Origin of the sequence: Odoribacter sp. Z80 (assembly GCF_009935865.1) — a bacterium.
Taxonomy (GTDB): domain Bacteria; phylum Bacteroidota; class Bacteroidia; order Bacteroidales; family Marinifilaceae; genus Odoribacter.
In genome coordinates, this window is record NZ_QWEL01000002.1 from 201,497 (window position 1) to 219,058 (window position 17,562).

General features: G+C 43.7%; 14 protein-coding genes and 1 riboswitch. Of the genes, 1 reads left to right on the forward strand and 13 read right to left on the reverse strand.

All coding sequences use genetic code 11. The features are described 5' to 3' along the window. Nucleotides 1–27 precede the first annotated feature (27 nt). The gene (locus D1136_RS02650) at nucleotides 28–588 is read right to left on the reverse strand and encodes a carboxymuconolactone decarboxylase family protein (RefSeq protein ID WP_161876076.1); all 561 of its coding nucleotides are present in this window, start codon (nucleotides 586–588) and stop codon (nucleotides 28–30) included. A 173-nt stretch (nucleotides 589–761) separates the two neighbouring features. Here D1136_RS02650 and D1136_RS02655 point away from each other — a divergent pair, with 173 nt between their 5' ends. Beyond that, the gene (locus D1136_RS02655; protein ID WP_161876077.1) at nucleotides 762–1,940 is read left to right on the forward strand and encodes an AIR synthase related protein; all 1,179 of its coding nucleotides are present in this window, start codon (nucleotides 762–764) and stop codon (nucleotides 1,938–1,940) included. A gap of 64 nt (nucleotides 1,941–2,004) precedes the next feature. On the opposite strand, the gene D1136_RS02660 is transcribed toward D1136_RS02655, so the two are convergent. The 12 genes from D1136_RS02660 to D1136_RS02715 all read right to left on the reverse strand — a co-directional run bounded on the left by D1136_RS02660 (nucleotide 2,005) and on the right by D1136_RS02715 (nucleotide 17,558). After that, the gene (locus tag D1136_RS02660; protein ID WP_161876078.1) at nucleotides 2,005–2,343 is read right to left on the reverse strand and encodes a DUF86 domain-containing protein; all 339 of its coding nucleotides are present in this window, start codon (nucleotides 2,341–2,343) and stop codon (nucleotides 2,005–2,007) included. After that, nucleotides 2,336–2,635, reverse strand: coding sequence for a nucleotidyltransferase family protein (locus D1136_RS02665; RefSeq protein ID WP_161876079.1), 300 nt, complete (start codon nucleotides 2,633–2,635; stop codon nucleotides 2,336–2,338). Before D1136_RS02665 ends, D1136_RS02660 begins: the two co-directional genes overlap by 8 nt. A 266-nt stretch (nucleotides 2,636–2,901) precedes the next feature. Further along, nucleotides 2,902–3,963: a YncE family protein gene (locus D1136_RS02670; protein ID WP_161876080.1), complete on the reverse strand. Its 1,062-nt coding sequence runs from the start codon at nucleotides 3,961–3,963 to the stop codon at nucleotides 2,902–2,904. 25 nt (nucleotides 3,964–3,988) lie between these two features. Next, on the reverse strand, nucleotides 3,989–5,986 hold the full coding sequence (locus tag D1136_RS02675) for a TonB-dependent receptor plug domain-containing protein (protein ID WP_370461309.1): 1,998 nt from the start codon (nucleotides 5,984–5,986) through the stop codon (nucleotides 3,989–3,991). Between the two features lie 120 nt (nucleotides 5,987–6,106). Further along, nucleotides 6,107–6,300: riboswitch (cobalamin riboswitch) on the reverse strand. A 137-nt stretch (nucleotides 6,301–6,437) separates the two neighbouring features. Further along, complete coding sequence (locus tag D1136_RS02680) at nucleotides 6,438–9,524, reverse strand: AsmA-like C-terminal region-containing protein (RefSeq protein ID WP_237566962.1); 3,087 nt, start codon at nucleotides 9,522–9,524, stop codon at nucleotides 6,438–6,440. Nucleotides 9,525–9,572: 48 nt separating this feature from the next. Then, nucleotides 9,573–10,724: an exo-beta-N-acetylmuramidase NamZ domain-containing protein gene (locus D1136_RS02685; RefSeq protein WP_161876082.1), complete on the reverse strand. Its 1,152-nt coding sequence runs from the start codon at nucleotides 10,722–10,724 to the stop codon at nucleotides 9,573–9,575. After that, entirely contained in the window at nucleotides 10,724–11,740 is a 1,017-nt protein-coding gene (locus tag D1136_RS02690; RefSeq protein WP_161876083.1) for a DUF4837 family protein, read from the reverse strand. The genes D1136_RS02685 and D1136_RS02690 overlap by 1 nt, the downstream gene beginning before the upstream one ends. A gap of 23 nt (nucleotides 11,741–11,763) precedes the next feature. Continuing rightward, nucleotides 11,764–12,540: a DUF3108 domain-containing protein gene (locus tag D1136_RS02695; protein WP_202623042.1), complete on the reverse strand. Its 777-nt coding sequence runs from the start codon at nucleotides 12,538–12,540 to the stop codon at nucleotides 11,764–11,766. A gap of 5 nt (nucleotides 12,541–12,545) precedes the next feature. Then, complete coding sequence (locus D1136_RS02700; protein ID WP_161876084.1) at nucleotides 12,546–14,429, reverse strand: Ig-like domain-containing protein; 1,884 nt, start codon at nucleotides 14,427–14,429, stop codon at nucleotides 12,546–12,548. Between the two features lie 112 nt (nucleotides 14,430–14,541). Next, a complete protein-coding gene (locus tag D1136_RS02705) occupies nucleotides 14,542–15,273 on the reverse strand; it encodes a ComF family protein (RefSeq protein WP_237566963.1) in 732 nt (243 codons plus the stop codon). 12 nt (nucleotides 15,274–15,285) lie between these two features. Continuing rightward, nucleotides 15,286–16,701, reverse strand: coding sequence for a family 16 glycosylhydrolase (locus D1136_RS02710; RefSeq protein WP_161876085.1), 1,416 nt, complete (start codon nucleotides 16,699–16,701; stop codon nucleotides 15,286–15,288). Nucleotides 16,702–16,811: 110 nt separating this feature from the next. Further along, nucleotides 16,812–17,558 carry an energy transducer TonB gene (locus D1136_RS02715; protein ID WP_161876086.1) on the reverse strand — a complete coding sequence of 249 codons (747 nt, stop codon included), beginning with the start codon at nucleotides 17,556–17,558 and terminating at the stop codon, nucleotides 16,812–16,814. Nucleotides 17,559–17,562: the final 4 nt, after the last annotated feature.

The following is a 17,562-nucleotide window of genomic DNA, read 5'->3' on the forward strand; positions in this document are numbered from 1 at the left end:
CTTATTTTTCGGGAAAACCATTTCTGATTACTTTTTACACTCACAGTTACAAATAATGACAGGAGCTTCCGGAAAATCAAGCGGAAGGCGGGTTGCATTAGTCATATAATTGGTAATGGCAGACATTCCCACCAGCATAATCAAATCCACCAGACAGGCATCGCTATATCCTGCCTGGTAAAACCGGTCTGTCATTTCCGGACTGATTTTTCCCCGGTGAGCCACCAGCTCACAAGTAAAGTCCACCAAAACACTCAATTTATCATCCCACGTCACATGTCCCTTCCGAATCGCCTCAATCTGTTGTTCCGTCAAACCGGCCTGTTTGGCTAAAGCCGTATGTGCAGCAAGACAATAGGGATTCTGATTCACTTGACTGGTGACCAAATGAATGGCTTCGGTTTGTATCGGACAAAATACCGTCGGAACAGCCATAAAATCCAAAAAGCGTTTAAGAGCCGTTTCCGAATGAGTCATATATGCATACACATGAGGAATAAACCCCATAGACTTCTCGATAGCATACAATAATCTGCGGTCATGCTCCAATATCTCTTCCATTTTCGGTATCCTAAATTCTTTTCTCATCATTATTAATTTTTCATTATATACGCAACCTCTCTCTTCAACGTTACCTCCCGTTTCGGCTAACCCGGAAGACAAATTTATTCCGTCACATCATCCATTTTTACTATAAATCCTCACGAATAATTCATTTGTTTTGTGTAAGTTTGCACATCTATAATACAGTTATTTTTATCATGAGAAAAGACGAAAGATACAATAAACGTGGTGTTTCCGCTTCCAAAGAAGATGTACATCATGCCATAAAAAATATAGATAAAGGTATTTTTCCACGTGCATTTTGTAAGATTGTCCCCGATTATCTCGGAGGAGATGAAAACTACTGCAATATCATGCATGCCGACGGAGCCGGTACTAAATCCTCGTTAGCATACATGTATTGGAAAGAAACCGGAGATTTGTCAGTATGGAAAGGGATTGCACAAGACGCCCTGATCATGAACATCGACGATCTGCTTTGTGTCGGAGCGGTAGATAATATTTTACTTTCTTCTACCATCGGACGAAATAAAAACTTAATACCCGGCGAAGTAATTGCTGCCATCATCAACGGTACGGAGGAATTGCTAAGCGAATACCGTAAATTAGGGGTCAATATCTACTCTACCGGAGGAGAAACCGCAGATGTAGGAGACCTGGTACGCACCATTATTGTGGATTCCACCGTAACTTGCCGGATGAAACGCGAAGATGTGATTAACAACGCCAATATCCGTCCCGGAGATGTAATCATCGGACTTTCCTCTTACGGACAAGCCACCTACGAAACAGAGTATAATGGCGGAATGGGCTCAAACGGCCTGACATCTGCCCGCCACGACGTCTTCGCCAAATACCTGGCAGAAAAATATCCGGAAAGCTACGATAATATGGTTCCCGACGAACTGGTTTATGCCGGCCAATGCAAACTGACCGACTCCATTGAAAGCGTAGGACTAAACGCAGGCAAACTGGTTCTGTCACCGACACGCACCTATGCCCCTGTAATCAAAAAAATAACAGACCTATACCGCCGTCAAATCCACGGTATGATTCATTGCTCAGGAGGTGCCCAGACAAAAGTGATGAATTTCGTAGAAAACATGCATGTTGTAAAAGACAATTTATTCCCCGTGCCTCCCTTGTTCCGTTTGATTCAGGAACAATCCGGCACTCCATGGGAAGAGATGTATAAAGTCTTCAATATGGGACACCGCATGGAGATTTACACAGACGAGGAATTAGCCGATGACATCATTGCCATCTCGAAGAGTTTCAACATTGACGCCCAGATTGTCGGCCGCTGCTACGACAATGACGAAGGCGAAGGAAATAAGCTTACCATACTCAGTGAATTCGGGAAATTCATATACTGAACGGTAGGTTTGATTCGTAAACTTTATATATAAAACGAAAGGATGCCCTATGCGGACATCCTTTTTATTGTTCCAATAATTTTTCAACTTCAAGTTTCAGCCTTGGAAGGTGATTCACAACAATACTCCAAAGGATATCCGCAGACAAGCTGTCATATCCATGAATAATATAGTTTCTGGCATCTACTATCTTTCTGGAATTTGTAATCTGAATCGTTGATTCTATTTTCAAAATCCGATTCATGGCCTCTCCAATAATCTCAATATTCCGTTCAATAGCACGCCTAAGACATAAATTACTGAAAAAATTATCAAACAGTTTAGGTCCATCCCCCAGAAAATCTTCAATTTCTTCAATAGCGATCAATATATCACTTAACTGCTTCTTGATAATATCATCCATAAATCAGAGTTTTAGTTTCGTCCACACTTTTCTTCAAATACGGATTCCGGATTGTTTGTTCTTCCAATAAATCAACTTTCCTTTTAAAAAGGTTCTCCAAGGCATATTTCAAATTGAAATAGTTATCAAAGTAATCAGTAACATGCTCTTTATCAAAATTTACAACAAAGTCAATATCACTTTCTTCATTAAAACGGTCTGTCAACACGGAGCCAAATACAAAAAGCCTAACAACCTTATGCTTTTTACACAAAGCCTTTATTTTTTCTATATTACTCTTTATTAACCTCATAACAATAGCGACTTTTCACAAATATAATGATTATCCGTTATTTCTCAAAGAGTAAGTTGCAATTATTATTCACCTCCACAATAAACCTACAAAATCATCTGTTCAGTCCATTCGGGAAATTCATATACTGAACGGTAGGTTTGATTCGTAAACTTTATATATAAAACGAAAGGATGCCCTATGCGGACATCCTTTTTATTGTTCCAATAATTTTTAATCCAGTTTTCACTCTGGCACAGATTCACAACAACATTCAGAAGGAATACTCAATTAAAAAATACCATATTGTTCGGATTCAGGCTTCCCGTTGTGATTTCTTTCACAAATTCGCCTGTTCGGGTAAACCGGTATACATCACCATTATTGTTGTAATCCGATATGCCGATATAAATATCTCCGTTATTCGGGTCTATTTCTATCATATAGATACTTTTCGTTGCCAGTTTCCGGGCTTCCGGGCTATCCTGCAGGAAAGAGGCATTATTCAGCACACCGCGCCTGGCATCATAGGTAAAAAAAGTCGTGGTCGTCGTATACGTAGACCAATCCGTCACTGAATTTGCCAGATAAATCACGTCATCGTGTTCTGCCATTAGCGTAGCTGTCGTAATCTCCTCAACAGCATAAGTTCTCGTGTTTATCCGGGACAAGGTGTAAGGAACGTTTCCGAAACTTCCGTACGAAATGACATATACATACCCTTCCGCCTCCTGCAAATAATTGGGGTTTACTGTCACTTCCACCGTTTTCACCACTTCGAAGGTCCTTATATCAATGACAGACACCGTGTTGTCTTCCCCCCATCCGGAGTTGGCTACAAATAATTTATCATCTTCCTCCACAATCTGTTCGGGATTCTTCCCTACCTGCACATACTTTTCAATTTTCAAATCCGCTGCGTTAATACGTGCCACTTTGCCGCTATACAGCGTCACATACAACTTTCCATCTTCCGCCGCCATATTCCGCGGTTGCCCGTCTTCTGCAGAAAAAGTCAGAGATGCCACCTCAACCCCGGCCTTATCCAGTTTCACCAAACGGCTGGAACCGTAGACCGTCACATAAACGTAATTTCCGTATTGGATCATATCCTGCCCGGTATCTCCCAATCCCTTGTCATTCTGCGCCATATAAACATCTGCGGTCACAGCATGGGTCTCCGGATTATACACGGAAATCCCGGCATTATTATTCTCGCTTTTCCCTTCATTCAGGATGAACACACCGGTCGTTACCTCATCATCATCATCGTCATCGCTGCAAGAGGTGAGGCTTACCCCCATAAACAACGTACACAGTACTGCTAAAAATAAACTTCTGAATTTCATTTTTTTCTATTTTAAATTAAACATCTCAGAATCGTAAGGTTGCCGACAAGCGGTAAGAACGTCCCGGCATCGGATAGTATTTTATAATATCATACTGCTCGTCTGTGAAATTGACCAACTCCGCCTGCAAATGGAGACGAAAATTTTTTCCGGTAAATTCACGGGATAGGGAAAACGTATGTTCCGCATAACCCTCTATCCGGTTCGCCGGAATATTCTGCAACAAAACATACCGCTCCCCCACGCCGATAACCGTATAAGCCATATTCACCCAGGGCGTCTGCACCTGCAAGGCACCGCTACCCGAATGGCAAGGCGTATAAGGTATCTGTTCCTTATAATTTTTACTTTCTTTATCCGTCACATCAATGGCTTTCTGCCAGGTATACCCTGCCGAAAAATGCAAACCGATCCGGTTGTACAGGGGTATTTCCGCCCTGACATTCACCTCCGCTCCGGTAATGTCTGTTTTTCCCAAATTGAGCATTTTCCACACGTAAGTAGAAGGGAATGCGACAATCTTATCCGTAACCCGGTTATAATACACATCTGCCGTCACCGATAAGAAATCCATAAAACTCCACGGGGTGCCACTCCACGTGATTCCCCCGCTATATTCCCTTGCCAGTTCGGGCCTTAATCCCGTATTGCCCATCCTTAAATAATACAAATCGTTGAACGTAGGCACCCGGAAGGTGTTTTTGTATAAAAAGCGCAGATACAGATTCCGGTCCTGCCACGGACGCAAAGCCAAGGCGGCAAAAGGAGTGAATTTATGGCGATTTTCGGGTCGCTCACCGCTTTTTACCTTTTCCGTAACAAAAGTATTCAGCACATTCGCCGTCACCGTCAGAAAACGGTAATGATATTTTAAAGCCAAAACGCTGTAAGAAGTGTAACGGGTCGGGAAAGGACAATCCGGCAAGTTATTCCGCAATTTGTTCACTGCAAAATCCGTTGCCAACGACACCGTCAGATGTTCCGACGGCACATATTGCACCGTAGCGGTTCCGTAATATTCCTGCTGTCTGTTTCTGTCTTCCTGTTTGCCTCCGTCATACTTTACATTGATGTCCCGGTACCTGTTCCACGAATAATTGTATTTCAAAGCACCCTTCAATGCCCAGCGCGGATTGAAATGCTTTTCGTAGCCTGCCTGGACAAAAAAGTTGCGGTCCCACAAGCGCTCCTTATTATAAGGATTGTAGAAAATCACCCCACCCGGCAATCCCCGTTCCGACTGGAAATAATAGACCTTTGCTGTCACCCGGCTACTGTCACGTAACAAGCTGTACAGATTGGCCTCCGTATGCCAGGATAAAATATCGGAATTATAGCGTTTTTCGCGAGTGACCGATTGCCCGTTTTTCAAGGTAAAAGGATAGGTACCGTCCGCCCGCAGAAAATCGCCGTCCACGGACAGGCTCGTCCGGGAAGCAAGCCGCCGGGCATAACGTAACGAAGGATTCACCAAACCGAAAGAGCCGCCTTTCATCCGCAATTGTAGACTATAATCCCGGTTTCCCCGGAACTCCGGCCGTTGTGTCTGAATACTCAACACTCCTGCCGAGGCAAACATCCGGGCAGGCTGGAAAATATCGTCTTCCTGTCCCACCGCCAGAGTGACCTGCGACACATTGTCGAGCGAGAAGCGCCCGATGTCAATCTGCCCCGCCTGGCAATTGCTTACCGCAATTCCGTCATACATCACTCCGGTATGGTAGGCCCCCAAACTACGCACCGACACCGTTTTCAACCCGCCGATTCCGCCGTAATCTTTTACTGTCACGCCACTAAAACGGCGCACGGCATCAGCCAAACTCTGATAGCCCAAACGCTCCATCTCCGCGCCGCTGACCACCTGCAAGGGAGCTGCCGAACGGACAACCGAAGGACGCCGGATTGCCGACACATCCACCTGTTGCAACTCATGCACCCGGGTTGTATCTGCCGTCTGGGCAGAAACCGGACAAAAACCGCCACCCAAAAGGCAAAGCACCAACCGATAAAAAAACAAACGCACCAAAACCCCGTTCCGTTTAAAGAGTCATTACTACGCTTCAGAGGGAAAACAAGAATAGGAAAAAAGAAAACCTACGCCAAAACGTAAACCTGATGTTTCCATAGCTCATTCCTCGAAAGCCATTGAAAAAAATCGTTTTGCAGGTCTTCTGACTTACCCGGTCCAGGCGCCTTCCCATCTCTGCAGAGACAGTGGCTAAGTATGCCTGACCCTTTAAAGGCTTACAGCAGCGGGACTGTTCAGGATTCTCACCTGATTCCCATTTAATCCTCCCCGCCAGACAGCAGTTCGGAACAAAACGATACAAAGATACAATTAATTTTGATATTTATACACATCTTTACCCCAACCCGCGATTTTTTTCCGCTACGTCCGGAATGATTTTCAGAACCGGCTTCCGGGAGCAGCGAAAGAACAGATGACAGAGCCGGACTAAGCCTCCCTTTGTGTCCTATCTCTCCGGTCGGGAATGTTCCCCATCCCTGAGAATCGTACGGATGCGTTGTTTCAGGTTAAGCTGTGCACTATCGACACTGGCCCTCCGGGAGGGTATAAACATATCCTTATACTTCGCTTTGGTAATCCGGAATTTCATCTTTTCCATACTACCGGAAATATCCATCCCTGCCCGAAATGGCAAGGGAGATTTTAAGAGGGAAATATGATATTTAAACGTCATGTCTATGTTATGTTCCCCACCAACTGCCGCTTTATAACGATCAATTTCTATCAAAAACGGAAAAATCTCTACCGTACCGTCTTTCACAGCTAAATCAACAGAGATACTGTCTATCATATTCCGTTGTTTATTCTTAAACATCAACATCTTGGAAATTTCGGCAAACGTCTCGCCATCCATCAGTACCAGATCCCGTCCATCCAGATAAGCAGCCGCCCGTAACGTCGGCAAATCAATCATCATCGTCGAGTCCAGCCACGCATCAGCCGCCATATGAAAATTCACCACTCCCTCAAAAGAACGCAACATAGGGAAAAGCGTATCCAAGGCAGGCAATAGTCTCACAAGACTGTCTATCCGGATGTCATGCATTTGTAAAGCAAAACCGGCATACGCCTTTATCGTATCCGTTGCCTTATAAATAGCCGAAGTGCTCATATTAGCCGCAGAGGAACGCAATTCCAGATCCGACAATTCGATACACTGATTCCTCATCACTACCTCTCCATGTATACTGTCCATTTCCAACTTCCCGAACAACACTCTTTTAATATCTGTCTGAAAAGTAAAGTCTATTCCGGAAGGGACCACAAACAGAGCATTCTTTCCCTCATAGACAACAGAGTCACCCACAACCTCCAATTGGTCGAAATCATCACTCATTCCATCTCCGGCAACCGTATCTCTGAACCCGCTTTCCACCCTTGCACGATAGGCCGTTCCCGCATCCAAAGCATGCATCAATTGATTACAGTCTATCCGGTCTGAAGTCACCAGCAATTGCGCTTTCAGCGTATCATGACGGAAAAAAGCACGTGCCATATTCTCAATGTTCCCCGTCAAGCGCAAATCAGAACGTCCCAAACGCAATACTGCCGAATCCAATTGCACCTCGTTCATATTAAACCGCAAACGGGTCCCCGGCATCCTCATCCGCAAAGGAAAATAAGGCGTATAGGCCCTCATGCCGACAAAATCCACATATCCGGACGGACGCCATATCTTTTCATTCCGGCGACTGCGGACAGCTTCTACTTTGGAGTCCACCCTGGCAAAACTCAAACGATTTCCCAGCATCCGCAAACGCAGGCTATCCACCTGTAATTGCGCTTCTACCTGAGGAATCTTTTTATCTCTTTTCCAAGGCTTCAAAGAAGCCTTCACATCAGCACTTTTCAAACCGACCAACAAAGTATCCCGGACAATAAATACCATTCTTCCCAAATGCAGGCCGGAACTTACCGAAGCGACAGCGGTCGTATCTTTCAAAGGAGAAGTTTTCAAAGTCAAATAAGTGGTGTCCATCAGCAAGCGGACCTTATTCCGGATATGTACATCCATTCCGGAATATCCTACCACCCCATTCAACAAATCCTTTCCCTGAAGAGTCTTCTCATTTTTACGGTTGGAAGCAAAAGCCAATGCAGCAGACTTCATCTTCATCACAATACTGTCCTTCGGAATAAAAATCTCCACCCCCTTCATCCGGCAATATCCACCCACATTCAGTTTGCCGTAATCCGCACAGAGTATATCACTGACTTTCACATTCGTTTTCAAGAAAGTATTCAGCATACCTTTACACGTGATACCATCCGTCAGCGGAAAAATACGAGTCAAATCACCGAAATTAACCTGAGCTTCTATTTGGGTTTTTACCAAAGGGTCGGTCAGCAAATGTTCTATATCTCCTTTTATATCCACATCTGTCCCTCCGCCCTGAATACAAAACTGCCGCAACCGTACATAAGAATCCTGTTCTTTTTGCAAATCCACGAACGCATACAAATCCACATTCAGGGAATCAATCTGTGAAGGCATTCCCGGATAAGCAATATAGCCATCTTGAATCCGGAACTCCGAAGTGAGCAAAGGAATATTCTGACGGCCGTAAGTTCCTTTCACTTCTCCTTTACACCACACCTCACCGCGAACATCCACCCCTTCCGCCTTTTGCAAAACAGCCTCCGGTATCAAATCCAGCAAAGTTTTCAAAGAAGGAATGTGAATACCATATTTTAAATCCACCCCAACAGTCCGGTTGACCGTATCTCCCCTAAACACACCCCCGGCACCAAAACGCAAACCATTCACATCAAACACAGCTTTATCCAAAGTATAAAGTAAGGAATCCCTGTTTACCCGCAAGCCAGTCGTTACACTCAACGCCAAACGGTTCACCAGCAATTTTCCCTCCTGCCAGAATAAAATATTATCGGTAGAAAAATTCACTTTCAGGCGGGAACGCCGCTGTCCCAGCATACCGTCGATTCCCAGATTTAAACCGGTTAAACGGGCATATAAATGAGTATTCCGGTCATCAAAAATCATTTTCCCATCCCGAATGCGCACATTCTTCAAACGCAACCGGCCATTAAACCCCATAGAATCTGCTGTCAATGAATCTGCCGCCACAACTTCTTCCGTCTCTTTTACAATATTCCAGTTGGCCTTTCCTGACGAGTCCACATAAGCATAAATATCCGGTCTCTCCAAAACAAAATCCTTGACCACAATCCGGTTTTTAAACAAATAGGCCATCGGATTAACGGTAATCAGACCAGATTCAATCCGCATCAACGAATCCCGGGTCTGAGGAATAAACATACCGGAACTATCCCGACTACAACGGGAAACAACAGAAACATCCGTAATCCGCAAACCAAAGTCCGGAAAAGTAGAAAAAAAAGTCAACTCCATATTTCCGATACGGACATCTGCATCCAAGTACGCATTGGCAGTTTTTTCAACCCAAGGCGTTAATTTAGCCGGAGTAAATATAAAATGAATCCCAACCCCTACGACCACCACTATGAACACCCATATAACCAGCAGACTCCATAAAGTTTTTTTAACCATTCGTCTGCCCCATGATTTCTTTTCTTTGCCTGTCATTATAAACACAAATCAATAGATCAAATATTTCTCCCTGATTTTTCTGAAACGCTCTAACCCGGAAGACCACGAAGACCGGATTTCCTGCTCACTTTTTCCTGTTTCAATATCTTTTCGTAATTGAGCCGTACCGGCCAGTTTTTCAAAAAAAGGTGTAAAAAAAGGCTCCGTACCGACATAATTCCGGCAGGCCTCCAGCAACCAGTCCAATCTTAAACGCTTTCCTGCCCTCACTTCCTCATACTTATCCCTCAAATCCCGGCCATAACACACTTTCCCCAAACACTTAGGAGATTTACTCATGCCCGGAATACTCCGGGGAGTAAACGAATAAGGCATATCTTTCAAACAAGGATGACCAAACACCTGGAAAGGGACATCAGTTCCCCGGCCTTCGCTGACCACCGTTCCCTCAAAAAAACAAACTGAAGGATACAACATCACCGACACTTTATCCGGTAAATTAGGCGAAGGTTTAACCGGTAGTTCCACCGGCATTTCCCGGTTCCAGTTCCCGCAAGGAACGATTTTCAAATCGCATTTCACCCCATTTTTCAACCACCCTTCTCCGTTAATCATCCGTGCATACTCCGCAATCGTCATACCATATACCACCGGTACGGGATGCATGCCGATGAAAGAACTGAATTTCATATCCAATACCGGACCATCCACATAAAATGCATTGGGATTCGGACGGTCCGTCACAATCACCGGAATCTGATTCTCGGCACAAGCCTCCATCACATAATGCAAGGTGGAAAGATACGTATAGAAACGCACCCCGACATCCTGAATATCAAAAATCAGAACGTCTACTCCTTTCAAATCCTCAGGTAAAGGTTTTTTTTTCTTCCCATATAAAGAAATCACCGGTAAACCTGTAACTTTATCCTTATCATCTCTCACATTTTCGCCGGCATCGGCATCTCCCCGGAATCCATGCTCGGGACAAAATATTTTAACAACCTGAGTTCCTTTTTGCCTCAAAAAATCAACCGTATGCTGTCCATGGATAACTGAAGTCTGGTTAGCAACTACCCCGACTCTCTTACCCTCCACCCATGAAGCATACATGTTAAAATTCTCAATTCCCGGTGTAATGGCATAAAGCCAACTGCACATCAGCACAAAACACCACAAACCTAAAAACTTTTTCCGCATTACTTTTTCTTTTCCTCCGGAAAATCTATCTGCATAGAATAAATGATACTTTCCACCTGACGCATCATATTCCGTTTCTTACCTTCCGGAGCATACACATATCCCATCATATAAATCACCCGTTCATTCTTCTGGTCCAATACGACATTCAAAACAAAAGGCCCTCCCATAAAATCGTTCACTACAGTCCACAATCCTTTCATCAGCACAGCATAATGTTCTCCCTCGTACTGGTAAACGGCAGTCATCATCGGCGTTACCATATCCAGTGCCATCCAGGTATTATTTAAAGGCCCGGGGATATATTTTTTCAGTTCCTCATTCACCTTATCCTGAATAATCCGGTAATTCAACTGGCTTTCATCTTCATACCGCTCCTGAAAGAAAATAATTCCCTTGCTATCCACCCGGGTTTCCGATGAAATCCACACAAAATCATTGGTATCTTTATTGATATTGTACCCCCCCGGGCAATGTAAAAGAATATCATATTTATTCTTAAACAAATTAAAAATCTTTTTATCCGGAGTTTTTCTGTACACCTCTATCAAACGGTCCCGCTCAGCTTTCAGATACACTCCCATCATTTTCTCTTTATTGGCATCGAAAATCCGGAAGAATGCTTCTTCATCCGGTGCGGTAATCTTAAAAATTTTCTGGCTTTTAGCCCAGGGACTATCAAAAAAATGGACAGAAGCGGAATCCGCTTTTCTGGATATATTGACTAACAGAAGGTTCCGGTGAGACTTCACATTTTTCTCAAAACGGGCAGGAGGTAAGTTCAGAAGGTCAAAAATAGGTTCTCCCTGAGGCAACCCGATCTGTGCCTGGCCAAAAAACTGTTTTATCGTATCTCCGACAGCCCCGTCCCACAATGCTTTAGGCATAATGACCATCAATTCATTCGTAGCTCCGGAAACAGGAGACAGCATTGATTTTCCGGCTTTTCCTCCCTCTTTACACGACCACACAGAAACCATGATTACAACAAACAAAACATAGAATACTTTTTTCATAACTTTCATTTTTAGTTATTGTATTATCTCTCCCCAAGGCCTATCTTGCTTTCAGACCAATCCAACACTCCTTTCACCGAGCCGACCAGAATTTTTGCTTCCACCATCAACGGAAGCCGGTACTCATCCCTGCTCACCCAAATCTTCATATTTTCACCTCCCTTAAAGACCTCTCCTTCAACCAACAAGGGCGAGAAAACGTAGCATTCCTGCTTACGCCCAGCTATTTTAGTTTTATTTACTCCTAAATAACGGATATATAAATCATAAATTTTACTATCTATTAAAATACGAATCGGTATTAAATCATTTTTTTTATATTGATCAAAATCCACTTCCCTGGTCATCCAGGCAACAGAAAGCATATCATAAGTCTGAGGCAATAATTTCACCGTATCTTTCCGTTTGAATTTCCCGACTCTGTGTACATCTCCCCAAACAACCGAATCCTGATAATCGAAAACATAGTCAAATGTTTTATGGTAATTCCCCTCATGCGCCTTCCTTGAAAACTCATAAGGCAGGAATGTGTCTTTATCATAATGGGATATCAATGTATCACGGATGGTAAAAAACCAATCCCAGGAAGGCAAAGAATACCCCACCGCCTCCAATTTGTTTGCATTGGGATACTTGTCTGACTTGGCTAAAGAAAATTCCACCTGGCCGGCTTTCACCCAAATAAATCCCCAATTGTAATAACCGGTATAAACCAACTGTTCCACAGGCGGATATTTCGTCTGAGCAAACAGGGTTGTTTCCCAACCCAATATCAATATCAAAAGCCAAACTCGTCCCATAATTTTTATTTATCACTCATGCCCTTATACGTAGCCTGCAAATCAAAGGTCTGTTCTATATCGAAATTTTGCTTTACAGAAATTTCTGCCGGCAAATAAATCACCTCTTCCGGCTGACGTCCTTTCAGGAAAAGTCCGGTGTCCCAGACCCCATTCCCATTCGTGTCCAGGATAGCACGGAAACGGTATTTTCCTGCGGGCAGCAAATCAAATACCACTTCTCCGTCCTGCCGGATTTCCTTTTCGCGGAGCACGTTATACTTTCTCTTTCCGTTATCTGATTTACCTGTCTCAGCCTTATAAAGCTGCAAAATAACATTTCCCTGTACCCCTTGTACATTCAACACCACTTTCCCATAGTGTTCCTCAGAATGGACTTTGAATTTTTTAGTCCAGGTATTATTGAAATGCCCGTACCAATCAAAAACGGTCGCGGAATCCAATGTGATCCGGTATTCTTCCCCTGCTTTCCAGGGAACATCTATATACCTTCTGCGGATTCTGAGGCTGTCTTTTCCTACACTAAAAGCAATAGGTTGATAAAGCGTATCTGCTTTCTGTTCCACCCGGAGCAACTGTTGCCACTCCTCATCCCGGAGTGGGCGGGCAAACTCCAACCACAACCGAGCGCCCAAATCAAAATCGTTCCCTGCATTGGTTTTTATTTCCACAAACTCAACAGGTCGCTTTTCCCCCTCTTCCTCATCCTGTTTTTTCCTGGCCTTTCCTTCCGCCTTTTTTTTCTCCTTAAAAGTATACCGGACCGTATCTGCATACATCACCCGCTGTCCCACACTATCCGTTCGCAAATACGATAAAATCACATTAAACGTATCTCTTTTATAGACCAAAGAATCCTTAATCCATAAAGTGATGGTATCACTCCCGGCCGAATGCTCTTTGATATACCAATCCTCCGGCAGATAAGGCAGGGGCAAAGTATCCCACAAGCGGGCTTCAAATTCATTTTCTCCCGGAATACTGAAAATAAACTCCAGTTTTTCCCGTGCCTTACGCTCATCACTCACCATATACAACTGGGTAGATTTTTCCTGGAATATACGGAGATACAGATTACTGGGCCCAAATCCCATATACTGGGTCGTCACCAAACTGTCCGAAGTGGTCGTGTCACGCCCCACAATACTCTCTATAATTTTAATCGTATCCGTTTTTTCCATCAACATAAACCGGGGCCGTACCACCGAATCCAGAAAAGCAAACATTTCCGACTCCGGAGTGTATCTGTAATCGCGGTTATTATCCTCCACGGCAACAATACGGTAAGTCGTATCCCTTAAATTAGTCACCCTGAAAAAACCGGAACTATCGGTCAAAGCCACATAATCCGGCAACTCCAGCAAAGGCATAGAATCGGCAGCATTGGAATAGAGTTCCACATACACCCCCCTCATCGGTTCCCCTGATTCCGCATTTACAACATTTCCTGCCAATTCCAGGGAATCAATAACCGGACCTGTCGAAAAAACATAACGGTAATATCCGAGAGGATTTCCTTCGTTATTGTCCGCTATAGCATCCCCGAAATCCAGACTATAAGTCGTATTAGGCCGTAAAGTATCCTGAATCTCCACCTGAATATACTTCCCTTTCAAGCGAACCTTCGGTTTTTTGTTCTGAGGAGGAGAGATAATAAATTTTTTATCAATGTCTTTTAACTGGACAAACTCGTCAAAGTAAATCTCTATCCGTTTCTTGCTAAAATCCGTGGAAAAAGAAACCGGATTTTCATTCACCACTTCGGGAGGAGTCGTATCTTTAGGTCCTCCCTCAGGATAACCGCGATTGGCACAAGCATATACCAACCCCGTCAACAATACGGTTCCCAACCATTTCCAACAAAAAAAAGCCTGACAATTCCGGTTCATTACTTTCTTACTTTACTCTTTTTTACTTGATTTACAAAGATAAGTTATAAAGGGAAAAAGGAAAAGGTTAAAAGTAAAAACTTCTGCCCAAAAGCAAAAAAGACAAAAGCAATCAAAGTGTTTTACCCAGGCACCCCAGGCTAAAAGTCACATTCCCGGCTTCAGCCAGCACCTGCAAACATGATTTTAATGTAGCCCCGGTAGTAATCACATCATCCAGCAGCAGCACATGGCGGCCGGCAATCTTCTGAACATCACGCAATTTAAAAATATCTTCCACATTCTGCTGTCGCTCCACGGCATTCTTTCCGGCCTGAGAAACGTTATTTTTTATACGCACCACCACACCATCCAATATCTCTATTCCCAACACCTCACTCACTCCGCAAGCAATCTCATGAGCCTGATTGAATCCCCGCTTCCTCTCCCTTTTCTTATGCAAAGGAACCGGAACAATACAATCGGCCTGACATTTTCCTTTTATCCGCTCCCCCAGCAATCGCCCCAAATACCTTCCGAGTTTCCGGTAAGACAAATATTTTACAGCATAAATCAGTTTCCGGTAGGGACTGTATTTATTATAATAGAAAAGAGCATACAAACATTGGGGACGGGAAACATGATCAAAAACTTCCAAAACCTGGTCTGAAGCAGAATAGGACTCATCTGCAAAAGGGAAGTCAGCCAGACAATGCGAGCATAAATATTTTTCACCCCTCACGAGGCATTTTCCACAGACCAGGCACAAGGACGGATAAAACAAATCGGCCAATCCAGACCAACACTCCCGGAAAAAGCGACCAATCCCCTGCTGCAACGATATCCGCATACCTTGTCTACCCATAAACAGACAAAACTATTTTTTCAACCGGTAGCCTCTCACCCAGTCAATCTCCATGCAGGCAGGAATTCCTTTGTCAGCAGGTGTTTCCGTAGCTCCCAAAGAAAATACAATATACATCGGAACATCCGGTATATTCTCTTTCTCTTCCTTCACCACCATATCATTTATCATCCACACCATTTTCTCTGCCGTCCACTCCAGGGTAAATATATAATATTCATTCGCCAACTCCAGATCGGGTATCAATTGAATATCATTTGTAACAGCCGCCCGGTAATGAAATACCCGCCCCATGCTCACTCCATCGGCCTGGCATTTCATAACTTCCACATGGGGAAGATCCGCATCCCCCAACATCCAGAAACAGGAAGTAACCGCTCCCCGGTTCAGTTTGACTTTCGCTTCAAAACGACCGTAACATTGCCGGAAAGAAGCGGCCGTACTAATCATCCCCGAAGTATAATCATACTTCCGCTCCCGGATTCCCAATTGCCCGTCCCAATACTTTCCAATAATGGATTCTTTCCGGAAATTCAAACACACAGCACTATGACCGAAAGAAACATTATCAGATGAATACAACTGTACGTCTTTTCCGACGCCATAAGTATCATTGAGAAAACGTTCCCCGGCATAATAACGGGTTATCCATTTGGTATGGTCCAAACTCCCCTGGTTAAACTCGTCCTCAAAAACCAGTTTCCAACGGCGCATACTATTAAAATAAGGGTCCTGAAGCAAGGCATTGTATTTTACGATGTCCGGACGTTTTGCCAGTGACTCATATTCCTCCAGCAATTTATAATCATCCGTAGTCAGGTACCTCTTCTTATCCAACAAAAATTTCCTGTTCTTCTTAAATTCCTCAGATTGGACAAAAGCCGTCAACTGCTCAAATTCCTGAGGTAATTTTGTATTTTTTACTTCGTTATATTCCTTAAAACTCCGGAGATTCTCAAAACGAATCAAAGCGGCAATCTTGGGATGGCGGATAATCTGCCGGTAAGCATTATACTCCACGGCATGCAGTTTCCGGTCAAAATCCGCCGATTTTACAATCACCTTTAACTTGATATACTCCTGATATTCTTCAGTATGCTTCACTCTTTCATACCCCTGCAACTCCTGGGAATCATGAATCAGCAAATAAGACTTCAACTTCCTCAACTTCAACAAAGCCTTATACTGCTTCTCAGCGGTATAATATTTACTGTCTTTATATGCCAATGCTTCGATTTCTTTTTTCCTTTTCTTAAAAGCAGGCTCCTTTATTATACCGTCCAATTCTTTATATCTGGCCAGTTCTGCACTTTTTTCCACTTTCACAAACAACTCTTCATCTTCCCGGAATACCGCCCGAAAAGTTTCCGCTTCGTGAGTCGTACGAAGTATCTTATGCTTAGAAAATAAAAACGAAAATAATCCCATACATTCTATTTTAACGCATATTACTGCATTCAGAAACAAAGGTAATGCAAAAAAAATGAAAAGTAAAAGGTAAAAAGTAAAAAGTAGATACGAATCCGTTAAATATCATCTTATTGCTTCACAAAATGATAGGTTATCGTTCCTTTTTGCAAGGCGGGAGCCGAACTTTTTTCATTAAAACGGGAACGTTCAGCCGCATCCACGGCCACCCGCCGCAAACAGTCGTCTTCTTCGGAATCGGTTTCTGTCACGACAGCCTTTTGCACTACCCCTTTCCGGTTGACGGTTATCTCCACAACCACCACACCACCGAATTCACACTTAAACACAGGTATAGGCAAAAAACGGGCATAACGCTCCTTTAAATTATAACTGACACTACTCTCTCCCGAATAAAACGTAGACTTCAAAGAGTCCAGTTCCTGTTCCCGGCGGTCCCGAAGATGCTGAAGACTATCTTGCTTATAATTTTTATCTTTCTGTGCAACATAACGGCTTCCCCCCTCCTCTTCCAGTTCTTTCATAATTGCATCGACATATTCCTGCACCCGGGCATCTTCTTTCCTTTTCTGTTCAGGAGCATTTTCATTGACCGCCATCGAACGTAACATTTTTTCCACCGCTTCCGCCGAACTTTTCTGCCGGATTTCCTCTTTCCGCTGTTTTTCCTCCTGCTGTTTCAAAAGCTCTTCAGGAGCCGGTACATCCATTAAAACCTCCATTTCAGTATGAACAGCAACCCGGGAAATCTCCATACCCAGCAACAGAATAGCCAGAACAAGATGAAAAATCACTGTTCCCATAATTCCCCGGCGATGAGGAATAACATGCTTCTCTATATAATCACCCCATGACATATTC

Coding starts and splice junctions, on each gene's coding strand:
- D1136_RS02705 (WP_237566963.1), bottom strand. CDS start 15,273: ATGGGTAGACAAGGTATGCGGATATCGTTGCAGCAGGGGATTGGTCGC.
- D1136_RS02655 (WP_161876077.1), top strand. CDS start 762: ATGAGAAAAGACGAAAGATACAATAAACGTGGTGTTTCCGCTTCCAAA.
- D1136_RS02690 (WP_161876083.1), bottom strand. CDS start 11,740: ATGAAAAAAGTATTCTATGTTTTGTTTGTTGTAATCATGGTTTCTGTG.
- D1136_RS02695 (WP_202623042.1), bottom strand. CDS start 12,540: ATGGGACGAGTTTGGCTTTTGATATTGATATTGGGTTGGGAAACAACC.
- D1136_RS02710 (WP_161876085.1), bottom strand. CDS start 16,701: ATGGGATTATTTTCGTTTTTATTTTCTAAGCATAAGATACTTCGTACG.
- D1136_RS02665 (WP_161876079.1), bottom strand. CDS start 2,635: ATGAGGTTAATAAAGAGTAATATAGAAAAAATAAAGGCTTTGTGTAAA.
- D1136_RS02700 (WP_161876084.1), bottom strand. CDS start 14,429: ATGAACCGGAATTGTCAGGCTTTTTTTTGTTGGAAATGGTTGGGAACC.
- D1136_RS02670 (WP_161876080.1), bottom strand. CDS start 3,963: ATGAAATTCAGAAGTTTATTTTTAGCAGTACTGTGTACGTTGTTTATG.
- D1136_RS02650 (WP_161876076.1), bottom strand. CDS start 588: ATGAGAAAAGAATTTAGGATACCGAAAATGGAAGAGATATTGGAGCAT.
- D1136_RS02660 (WP_161876078.1), bottom strand. CDS start 2,343: ATGGATGATATTATCAAGAAGCAGTTAAGTGATATATTGATCGCTATT.
- D1136_RS02685 (WP_161876082.1), bottom strand. CDS start 10,724: ATGCGGAAAAAGTTTTTAGGTTTGTGGTGTTTTGTGCTGATGTGCAGT.
- D1136_RS02680 (WP_237566962.1), bottom strand. CDS start 9,524: ATGGTTAAAAAAACTTTATGGAGTCTGCTGGTTATATGGGTGTTCATA.
- D1136_RS02715 (WP_161876086.1), bottom strand. CDS start 17,558: ATGTCATGGGGTGATTATATAGAGAAGCATGTTATTCCTCATCGCCGG.